The organism is Microbacterium sp. P2_F9, assembly GCF_056403635.1.
Map to the genome: position 1 here is coordinate 1 of NZ_JBFUFC010000140.1, position 10,049 is coordinate 10,049.

Sequence of the window (10,049 nt, forward strand, 5' to 3'; positions counted from 1 at the left end):
CGACCGAATGTCGGGCATCATCGACCGCGGGATCCGCCAGATGTCGAGCAGCTCGTCCGACCAGTCGAGGGTGCGCAGGTCCATCAGCAGGGTGCGGCTCGCGTTGGTGACGTCGGTGACGTGGATGCCGCCGCGCCGGCCGCCGGTCAGATTCCACACCACCCAGGTGTCCGGCGTGCCGAAGAGCAGCTCGCCCGCCTCGGCAGCCGCACGGGCACCGGGCACATGGTCGAGGACCCACGCGATCTTGGAGGCCGAGAAGTACGTCGCGAGCGGGAGACCCGTGAGTTCGGTGAACCGCTCGGCGCGCCCGTCCGCGGCGCGGGCGAACTCGTCGATGCGCGGCTGGGTCCGCGTGTCCTGCCAGACCAGCGCGTTGTGGATCGGGCGCCCGGTGCGCCGATCCCACACCATCGCCGTCTCGCGCTGGTTGGTGACCCCGATGCCGGCAACGTCGCGCGCCGCGAGATGCGCCTGGGCCAGTGCGGCGGAGGTCACCCACTCGACGTTCGTCCAGATCTCGACCGGGTCGTGCTCGACCCAGCCGGCGTGCTGCATGATCTGCTCGTGCTCGCGCTGCGCGACGGAGGCGACCGAGCCGGCGACGTCGAAGACGATCGCCCGAGTGGATGTGGTCCCCTGATCGATGGCCAGGACGTGATCGGCCACGCCGTCTCCTTCCTCGCGGGCAGCCCTGCCCGCATGCGATCGTCGAGACGCGTCCGCGCGGCGACCCTCCGGTCACGCTATCGCGGTGATGGATGCCGCGTCCCACGACGGGTCGGCGGCGTGCACGCGGGCGAGGCCTCGGGCCGTTTCGGCGTCGACCCGGGCCGCGTTCCAGCCGATCACCGGGGCGATCGCCGCGGCGATCTCGGCCGCCACGGCCTCGGTCGCCTCGCCGGTGAAGGCGAGGCTCGTCCGCCGCATCAGCATGTCTTCGAGGTGCACCACGTCTTCGGTGCGAGCCAGGTGGCGCAGCTCGCCGGTGCTGTACGACCCGAGCGCCGCGAGCGGTGCATCCGCGGCATCCGCTTCGATCGCTGCGATCACGTTCTCGGCGATGGTGCCGTACCGGTCGAGCAGGGTTGCGACGCGCTCGGCGGTGAGGCTGCCCGCGTGCGCGGCGACCCACTCCTCGCGGGCCCGCTCGGTCGTCGGGTACCCGCGCCCGCCGCCGATCGCGACGCCCTTGGTGGAGCACCGGCGGGGGCGGGCGAGCAGCGCGAGCGCGCGGTCGGCGAGATGCTCGGCCGATGCGCGGAACGTGGTCCATTTGCCGCCGACGAGGCTGAGCACGGTCGCATCGCCGCCGGCGATCGTCTCGGCGTCGATCCGGTACTCCCGCGAGACGAAGCCGGGGGCGACGTTCCCGTGCCCCGGCAGCGGGCGGACGCCCGAGAAGCGATAGACGATCTGCGACCGGCCCACCTGCACATCGGGCAGCACCTGCCGGACCAGGTCGATGAAGTAGTCGACCTCGGCCTCGGTGCACACGACCGGCTCGGACATTCTGTGCTCCAGGTCGGTCGTGCCCACGAGCACGCGCCCCTTGATCGGGTAGATCAGGACGATCCGGCCGTCCTTGTTCTCGAAGAAGAGCTCGCGACCGCCGGTCGCCGCCAGCAGTTCGGGGTGATCGAGCACGATGTGCGAGCCCTTGGTCCCGCCCATGTGCCGGGTGCGGTCGCCGAGCGCCCGGTTCGTGATGTCGGTCCATGGTCCGGAGGCATTGATGACGACGGATGCCGCGAACGGCGTCTCCGCCCCGGTCTCGGTGTCGCGCAGGACGACGCGCCCGCGATCGACCGCGACCGCGGCCGTGTAGTTGGCTGCGCGCGCTCGGTCGCCGCCGGCGGCGCGCCCATCGCGGAGCACATCGAGTGCGAGCCGCTCCGGGTCGTGCAGCGAGGCATCCCAGTAGGTCGCGGTGTACTTGACCGTGGGATTGAGTGCCGGCAGCTGCGCGAGCGAGCGCTTGCGCCCGTGGAACTCGTGCCGGGGCACCCGGCCGCCGCCCCGCGAGAAGGCGTCGTAGATGACGAGCCCGATCTTGATCAGGGCGGCGCCCCGCTCGGTGTGACTGCCGCCGCCATGCCGCAGGAACCGGAGGGGTGCACCGAGGACGCCGGAAAAGGTCGAGTAGATGGGGATCGTGGTCTGCAGCGGCCGCACATAGTGGGCAGCCGTCTGCAGCAGGCTGTTGCGCTCGGTGACGGACTCGTGGACGAGCCGGAACTCGCCATTCTCGAGGTAGCGGATGCCGCCGTGGATCATGTGCGATGACGCCGCGGAGGCACCGCTCACGAAGTCCGCACGCTCGACCAGGGCGACGTCAACGCCCTGCATCGCCAGGTCGCGGAACGTGGCCAGGCCGTTGATGCCGCCGCCGATGATCAGGACGTCCGCGTACGGGCGCTCGATCAGTGCGTCGAATCCTCGTGTCATGCCCACGGTCATGCGTTCCCCCCGGAGGTGCTGTGGTCGTCTCCTCCATGATGACACCGCTGTAAGTCACGGGATCCTGGGTTGACACAGCTTCATTCGCGGACATGGAATGAACTCGCGCTGAGGGCGTTGAGTAGGATCGAGAGCAACGAACGTGCTCCGGGGTCGGTGAGAATCCGAACCGGCGGTGACAGTCCGCGAGCCGAGGTTTCCGCATCCTGATGCGTGCCGAGGCCGATCCGGTGGAAATCCGGAACCGACGGTGATGCAGCAGAAGAGCGCTGCGAGTCCGGATGGGAGGCAGCACGGGCGGCGTGATGTGCGCCGCCGCTTCCCTTCGCGCCCCGGTTGCACGCCATGGCGGGCAGGAAGACGGATGACGGCGACACAGGCAGAACGGGACGCGATGCGTCGCGCGCTCGGGCTTGCGTTGAGCGGGCCGCGAGGAGTCAATCCGCAAGTCGGTGCGGTCATCCTCTCCCCCGCCGGTGACCTGCTGTCAGACGGCTGGCATCGCGGCGCCAGCACCGCGCACGCCGAGGTCGATGCGCTGTCGAAGCTCGCCCCGGGCGCGGCGCGCGGCGCGACCGCCGTCGTCACGCTCGAGCCCTGCAATCACCACGGTCGCACCGGTCCCTGCGCGCAGGCGCTGATCGAGGCCGGCATCGCGCGGGTCGTGTACGCCGTGGACGACCCTGGCGTGAAGTCCTCCGGCGGCGCCGAGCACCTTCGCGCCGCGGGGGTCGAGGTCGAGGCCGGCCTGCTCGCCGACGAGGGCGCTGCGCTGCTCGAAGGCTGGCTGACCGTCCAGCGGCTCGACCGACCACACGTGACCGTGAAGTGGGCGCAGAGCCTCGACGGCCGGGCCGCGGCATCCGACGGCACGAGTCAGTGGATCACCGGCGCCGAGGCCCGCGCCGACGTGCACCGTCGCCGCGCCCTCGCCGATGCCATCGTGGCGGGCACCGGCACCGTGCTGGCGGACGACCCCGCGCTCACCGCACGCGACCCCGACGGCGCCCTCCTGTCGCACCAGCCGATCCCGGTCGTCTTGGGAGCACGGGCGGTGCCTGCGGACGCGGCAGTGCGCCGGCATCCGCTCCCCGTCCTGCAGTACGACGGCACGGATCTGCGTGCGGTGCTCGCCAGACTGCGCGACCGAGGGGTGCAGCGCGTCTTCGTCGAAGGCGGCCCCACCGTGGCGAGCGCCTTCATGCGCGCCGGCCTCGTCGACGAGGTGCTGGCCTACGTCGCGCCCGTGCTGCTCGGCGGCGACCGCCTCGCCCTCGGCGACCTCGGCATCGACACGATCGGCGACGCGCGCCGCCTGGCCGTGGCATCCGTCGAACCACTCGGCGACGACCTGCTGATCGTCGCCCACCCCATCGAAGGGACCCGCTGATGTTCACCGGAATCGTGGAAGAGATCGGTGCGGTGACAGCCGTCGCCGCGTCGGGAGACGGTGTGCGCCTGACGGTGCGCGCCCCGAAGGCGGTGTCGGATGCCGCGCACGGCGACTCGATCTCGGTCAGCGGCGTCTGCCTCACGGTCGTCGACCAGGGCGAGGACTGGTTCACCGCCGATGTGATGCGCCAGACGCTCGAGATGTCGACGCTCGACGGCGTTGCGCCCGGGCGCGTGGTGAACATCGAACGCGCGACCGCGGCGCACGGACGCCTCGGCGGTCACATCGTGCAGGGGCACATCGACGGCACCGGCGAGCTGCTCGACGTGCGGCCCGGCGCGCAGTGGCGCGTGCTGCGCATCTCGCTTCCGGATGCCTTGGCCCCGCTCGTCGTCGACAAGGGCTCGATCGCCGTGGACGGCGTCTCACTCACCGTCAGCGCCGCCAGCGACCCTTCGACAGGCTCAGGGACCCCATCGACAAGCTCAGGGACCCCCTCGGGCGGTCACTGGTTCGAGGTGTCGCTCATTCCAGAGACGCTCGAAGCCACCACGCTCGGCTCTCGGGTCGCCGGCGAGCGCGTCAACCTCGAGACCGACATCCTGGCGCGCCACGTGCAGCGCCTCCTCGCCTTCACCCCGCAAGCCGCTACAACCGAAGGGGGCTCGCGATGAGCCTTGCCACCATTCCCGAAGCGCTCGACGCGCTGCGCGCCGGACGCCCGGTCATCGTCGCAGACGATGAGAACCGCGAGAACGAGGGTGATGTCATCCTCTCCGCCGAACTGGCCACCCCCGAGTGGGTCGCCTGGACGGTGCGGTGGTCGAGCGGATTCATCTGCGCCCCGATGCCCGCGGAATGGGCCGACCGGCTCGACCTGCCGCCGATGGTCGCGGTGAACGAGGACGCCCGCGGCACCGCGTACACGGTGAGCGTCGACGCCGCCGACCGCGTTTCGACGGGCATCAGCGCCACCGACCGCGCACACACCCTCAACGTGCTCGCGAACCCCGCGTCGAAGCCGACGAGCGTCACCCGGCCGGGTCACATCCTTCCGCTGCGCGCCGTCGACGGCGGCGTGCGGGAGCGCGGCGGCCACACCGAGGCCGCGGTGGAGCTCATGCGCCTTGCCGGCCTCCAGCCGGTCGGCGCCATCGCCGAGGTGGTCGCCGAAGACGGTTCGATGCTGCGCCTGCCCGGCCTCGTCGAGCTCGGCGAGCGCGACGGCGTGCCCGTCATCACGATCGAGCAGCTCATCGCATACCTCGAAGAGCATGAACCGCTCGAGACGCCGACGCACTCGGCCTCCCGACGTCACGTCAGCCTGCGCGCTGAGGCGAACGTCCCGACCGCGCACGGCCAGTTCCGCTTCCTCGCCTACAAGGACCGCGTGACGGGCACCGACCACCTCGCCGTCGTCTCCGGCGACCTCACCGATGAGGCCCCGCTGGTGCGGGTGCACTCCGAGTGCCTGACCGGCGAGGCGTTCGACTCGCTCAAGTGCGAGTGCGGCCCGCAGCTCGGGGCGGCGCTCGACGCGATCTCGCGGGACGGCGGCGTGGTCATCTATATGCGGGGCCATGAGGGACGCGGCATCGGCCTCATCAACAAGCTGCGGGCCTACAGCCTGCAGGAGCGCGGCCTCGACACCGTCGACGCCAACCTCGCCCTCGGCCTGCCCGCCGACGCCCGCGATTACGCGGCGGCGGCCGGGATCCTCTCCGACCTCGGCGTCGAGAAGGTGCGACTGCTGACCAACAACTCCGACAAGGTCAACCAGCTGCGCGAGCTCGGCCTCGACATCGTCGAGCAGGTGCCGCTGCTGGTCGGAATCGGACCGAACAACCACCAGTACCTCGCCACCAAGCGCGACCGGATGGGCCACCTCATCGACCAGCAGGACCTCACCGACGCCCTCGCGGCGCTGCACCACAACGAAGGAGCCGGCGCATGAGCGGCAAAGGAGCGCCGATCCTCGGCAGCACCGACGGAACGGGCCTCGAGGTCGTCATCGTCGCCGGGCTGTGGCATCCGGTCATCACCGATGGCCTGATCGGCGGCGCGCAGCGCGCTCTCGATGCGGCCGGCGCGAACTGGCGGCTGGTGCGCGTTCCGGGCTCCTTCGAGCTGCCGGTGGTCGCGAAGGCGGCGCTGGATGCCGGTGCCGACGCGGCGGTCGCGCTCGGCGTGATCATCCGCGGCGGCACCCCGCACTTCGACTTCGTGTCGTCGGCGGCCACCGACGGGCTCACCCGCGTCGCACTGGACACCGGCAAGCCGGTCGGCTTCGGCGTGCTCACCCTCGACGATGAGCAGCAGGGTCTCGATCGTGCGGGCCTTCCCGGTTCGATCGAGGATAAGGGCTTCGAAGCAGCGGATGCCGCGATTTGCACCGTGCGCGTCCTCCAGGAGCTGCGCGACGCACAGCGCCGACCGGCCGGGTTCTAGCTCGATCCCCTGACGACCGGACTTAACCTTCAGTAGTACGTAAGGTATCGTGGGCGCCATGGAAACCCTCCGCCATGTCGTCGTCCTCATCCACCTCGTCGGCTTCGCCCTGCTCTTCGGCGCGTGGGCAGTCGAGGCGTACAACCGCCGGCTGCAGGTCACTCCGCTGATGCAGTGGGGTCTCGGCATCGCCGCGCTCGCGGGGCTCGCCCTCGCCGCACCCTGGGGCATCGAGTACGACCTGAACTACGTCAAGCTCGGCGTGAAGCTGCTCGTGCTGCTCGCTATCGGCGCGCTCCTCGGCATCGGGTCCGTCCGCCAGCGCAAGAACGGCTCGGTGCCGCCGGGCATCTTCTGGTCGATCGGCGTCCTGACCCTCGCCAACGCCGCGATCGCACTCATCTGGCGCTGACTCAGCATCCCTCCAGCACGGCCTGGGCGGCCGCCTTGTCGGCGGAGTTGATGCCGAGGTCGTAGGCGTCCAGCACGTCGATGAAGTTCTCGACGTACGTGCAGCGCAGCTCAGGCACCGGTGGCAGCCAGTCGCTCGGACCGGAGGCGCTCTTCTCCTGGTTCATCTCCTCCGAGGCCGCGACGAGATTGCGCGGGTCATTGGCGAACTGGGTGCGCAGTTCATCGGTCCAGTACTCGGCGCCGTGCCCCCACGACCAGCCGAGGGCCACGACGTGGTCGATCTGGACCAGTACCGAAGTGTCGAAGCCCGAGACGAAGTCGACGTGCACGCCGTCGTAGGGGTCGATGAGCAGCCCGCTGAGCACCTTGCAGTTGTTGGTGCCCGCCTTGAAGACGGGGTCGAGCAGGTCCCGCCCGAGGACGTCGTTGCGGGTGTCGCACCCGTTCCGGTCGACGTCGGCCCAGCGCTGTCCGAACCGATCCCGGTCATAGGGGATGTCCGAGTAACCGGAGACCACCTGGAGTGCCGACAGCTGGGCCTGCGCGGCTGCCGCGTCTGCCCCCGGCGTGCCGGCGGGGGCGGCTGCGGCATCCGAACCAGGCGCCGCATCGGAGTTCGTCCCGGATGCCGGGACCACTCCCGAGGTCGCGCGCGGCAGGCCGACCGACAGCGCCAGCACGACGACGAGGATGAGCCCCGCGCCGAGGCCGGCGACCGATGCGCGGCGCACACGCGGCCGGAGCATCACCCACCCCATCAGTCGAGGAAGAGCGCGCGGAGCCGCTTCGTCGTGAAGACGAGTCCGAAGGCGATCATCACCAGGTAGTAGAGGATGTGGATCCACATGTCCGGGCTCATGACCCCGGTCGTGAAGCCGCGCACGAGTTCGACGCCGTGCCACAGCGGGAAGGCCATGACGAGAGCCTGCACCCACTCCGGGTAGACGGTGATCGGGTAGAACGTCGCCGAGAAGAGGAACATCGGCAGCAGGAAGAAGTTGATCCAGTCCATGTGCTGGAAGGTCTTCATGTAGCTCGTGACCGCCATGCCGACGCTCGCGAACCCGAAGGCGATGAGCAGCACCGCGGGGATCGCGAGGATCGCGGTGGGTGCGAGGTTCAGCCCGAGGATCTGCATGATGATCAGGAAGCCGGTCGCGTACATCAGTCCGCGCAGCAGCGCGTAGAGGATCTCGCCGAGCGCGACATCCAGCGGTCCGAGCGAGGTGGCCAGCATGCCCTCATAGAGCCGGCCGTAGTTCAGCTTGAAGAAAACGTTCCAGGTCGAGTCGTAGATCGCACCGTTCATCGCCGACACCGCCAGCAGCGCGGGGGCGATGAACGCGGCATACGGCACCTCGACGCCGCCCGAAGTCGGCACGTCGCCGATCAGCGCGCCGAGCCCGAGCCCCATCGAGGCGAGGAAGAACACCGGCTCGAAGAAGCCCGAGAACACCACCATCCAGCTCGACGAGCGCGCCGCGATGAGTCCGCGCTGCACGACCGCGCCCGGATTGCCCGCCCACAAGGAGCGCACCCCGCCGGCACGGACAGGGGCCACTGCTGTCGTCGCGCTCATTTCGCCAGTCTTGTCGTGAAGATCCGCCGGGCGAGTGCGAAGCCGCCCACGGCGAGGAGCAGGAGGTAGCCGAGGTGCACCCACACGAGCGGGTCGTCGCCCAGCGAGCCGTACGTCGCGATGCGCCCCAGTTCGGTGGCGTGCCACAGCGGCGAGATCCACCCGATCCACTGCAGCCAGATCGGCAGCGTCGCGAGCGGATAGAAGGTGCCGGAGAACAGGAACATCGGCACGAAGATGAACCGCTGCACCATCGCGAACTGGCCCTTGTCGTCTTCGATCGACGCGGCGTACGCCATCAGGGGGATGCCGAACGCGAGCCCGGCGAGCACGCCGACCGGGATCGTCAGCCACCCCGTCTCGGGGTTGGGCACGGCGCCGAACAGCCAGATGAAGAGGTAGTAGAGCGCCACAGTGACGAACATGCGCGCCGAGGCGCCCACGACCACTCCGCCCGCGATCTGCGGGGAACCCAGCGGCGAGGCGTTGAAGCCGTAGAAGTACCGTCGCCACTTGAAGCCCGCCATGACCGGGAACGTGAACTCCTCGGTGCTCACCGAGACCGCCGCGGTCATCAGCAGCGCCGGCGCGACGAACACGAGGTATGACACCTCCTGTCCGCGGTCCGACACGGGCGCGTCGATCAGCGCCGCGAGGCCGACCGCCATGCCGAGCAGGTACAGGATCGGCTGTCCGAGCGAGCCGACGATGATCGTCCACCCGTAGGCGCGCATCGCGCGCACCATGTGCTCCGTGACGTACCAGGTGCCGAAGCGGCGTGGCTTCTGCCCCCACTCCATGGCCTCCGCCCGAAGTTCGTCGAGCGACGGGTACTCGGATGTGACGGATGCCGGGGCCCCCGGCATCCGTGGCTCCAAGGGTGGTTCCGCAGCGCCGTCGAAGGGCTCGCCGACCGGATCGGGGGTCATTCGATCAGCGTCCGTCCGGTGAGCTTGAGGAAAACGTCTTCGAGGCTCGCGCGGCGCACCAGCGAGGTGATCGGCTCGAGGCCGGAGGCGGTGACCCGCTCGAGCGCGTGCTCGCCGTTCGCGGTGTAGATGAGGATCCGGTCGGGGAGCACCTCGACGCGGTCGCCGATCCCCTCGAGCTGCGGGGCGACCTGCTGGTTGCGGTCGGAGCCGAAGCGCACTTCGAGCACCTCGCGGCTGGAGTGCTCGCGGATGAGGGAGGCCGGGGTGCCCTCGGCCATGATCTGGCCCTTGTCGACGACGACGAGGCGGTCGCACAGCTGCTCGGCCTCATCCATGTAGTGCGTCGTGAGGACGAGGGTCGTGCCGCGCTCCTTGAGCCGGAAGAGGCGGTCCCACAGGACGTGGCGTGCCTGCGGGTCGAGCCCGGTGGTCGGCTCGTCGAGCAGCAGGATGCGGGGGTCGTTGATGAGGCCGCGCGCGATCGTGAGGCGGCGCTTCATGCCGCCGGAGAGCTGGTCGACCTTGCTCTTGGCCTTGTCGCCCAGCTGCGCGAAGTCGAGCAGCTCGTCGGCCTTCTGCGCGCAGACCTTGCCGGGCAGGCCGAAGTAGCGACCGTAGATGTAGAGGTTCTCGCGGGCGTTGAGCTCGCCGTCGAGGTTGTCCTGCTGCGGCACGACCCCCAGGCGGGAGCGGATCTCGGGCCCATGCTGGTCGGKATCGAGGCCGAGGATGCTCAGGCTCCCGCTCGTGCGCGTCGAGACGGCGCCGACCATCTTCATCGTCGTGGACTTGCCCGCGCCGTTCGGGCCGAGCAGCCCGAACG

General features: G+C 70.0%; 11 protein-coding genes and 1 riboswitch. Of the genes, 5 read left to right on the forward strand and 6 right to left on the reverse strand.

Annotated elements, in window-relative coordinates; all coding sequences use genetic code 11:
• Both AC1DVT_RS14025 and AC1DVT_RS14030 read right to left on the reverse strand, forming a co-directional pair.
• Positions 1–669 (reverse strand): FGGY family carbohydrate kinase (locus AC1DVT_RS14025; RefSeq protein WP_477389661.1); only part of this gene is annotated, 669 nt, incomplete at its 3' end.
• Positions 670–741: 72 nt separating this feature from the next.
• Positions 742–2,448: a glycerol-3-phosphate dehydrogenase/oxidase gene (locus tag AC1DVT_RS14030; RefSeq protein WP_477389662.1), complete on the reverse strand. Its 1,707-nt coding sequence runs from the start codon at positions 2,446–2,448 to the stop codon at positions 742–744.
• A gap of 151 nt (positions 2,449–2,599) precedes the next feature.
• Positions 2,600–2,758, forward strand: a riboswitch (FMN riboswitch).
• A gap of 66 nt (positions 2,759–2,824) precedes the next feature.
• On the opposite strand from AC1DVT_RS14030, the gene ribD reads away from it, so the two are divergent.
• From ribD to AC1DVT_RS14055, 5 genes are read left to right on the forward strand one after another with little or no spacing between them, the layout of a single operon-like run.
• Positions 2,825–3,850: a bifunctional diaminohydroxyphosphoribosylaminopyrimidine deaminase/5-amino-6-(5-phosphoribosylamino)uracil reductase RibD gene (gene ribD / locus AC1DVT_RS14035; RefSeq protein ID WP_477389663.1), complete on the forward strand. Its 1,026-nt coding sequence runs from the start codon at positions 2,825–2,827 to the stop codon at positions 3,848–3,850.
• Entirely contained in the window at positions 3,850–4,527 is a 678-nt protein-coding gene (locus AC1DVT_RS14040; protein WP_477389664.1) for a riboflavin synthase, read from the forward strand. Before ribD ends, AC1DVT_RS14040 begins: the two co-directional genes overlap by 1 nt.
• The gene (gene ribA / locus AC1DVT_RS14045; RefSeq protein ID WP_477389665.1) at positions 4,524–5,807 is read left to right on the forward strand and encodes a GTP cyclohydrolase II; all 1,284 of its coding nucleotides are present in this window, start codon (positions 4,524–4,526) and stop codon (positions 5,805–5,807) included. The genes AC1DVT_RS14040 and ribA overlap by 4 nt, the downstream gene beginning before the upstream one ends.
• A complete protein-coding gene (gene ribH / locus AC1DVT_RS14050) occupies positions 5,804–6,301 on the forward strand; it encodes a 6,7-dimethyl-8-ribityllumazine synthase (protein ID WP_477389666.1) in 498 nt (165 codons plus the stop codon). Before ribA ends, ribH begins: the two co-directional genes overlap by 4 nt.
• Positions 6,302–6,359: 58 nt before the next feature.
• Positions 6,360–6,713 carry a Fe-S protein gene (locus tag AC1DVT_RS14055; protein ID WP_477389667.1) on the forward strand — a complete coding sequence of 118 codons (354 nt, stop codon included), beginning with the start codon at positions 6,360–6,362 and terminating at the stop codon, positions 6,711–6,713.
• Position 6,714: 1 nt separating this feature from the next.
• Here AC1DVT_RS14055 and AC1DVT_RS14060 read toward each other — a convergent pair whose 3' ends face one another.
• From AC1DVT_RS14060 to AC1DVT_RS14075, 4 genes are all read right to left on the reverse strand, one after another.
• Entirely contained in the window at positions 6,715–7,461 is a 747-nt protein-coding gene (locus AC1DVT_RS14060) for an HNH endonuclease family protein (RefSeq protein ID WP_477389669.1), read from the reverse strand.
• Positions 7,462–7,472: 11 nt separating this feature from the next.
• Positions 7,473–8,294 (reverse strand): ABC transporter permease, encoded by an 822-nt coding sequence (locus AC1DVT_RS14065; protein ID WP_457099994.1) that lies wholly within the window; start codon positions 8,292–8,294, stop codon positions 7,473–7,475.
• On the reverse strand, positions 8,291–9,160 hold the full coding sequence (locus AC1DVT_RS14070; RefSeq protein WP_477389671.1) for an ABC transporter permease: 870 nt from the start codon (positions 9,158–9,160) through the stop codon (positions 8,291–8,293). The genes AC1DVT_RS14065 and AC1DVT_RS14070 overlap by 4 nt, the downstream gene beginning before the upstream one ends.
• Before the next feature lie 59 nt (positions 9,161–9,219).
• On the reverse strand, positions 9,220–10,049 hold an 830-nt coding region (locus AC1DVT_RS14075), incomplete at its 5' end, for an ABC transporter ATP-binding protein (protein WP_477389670.1).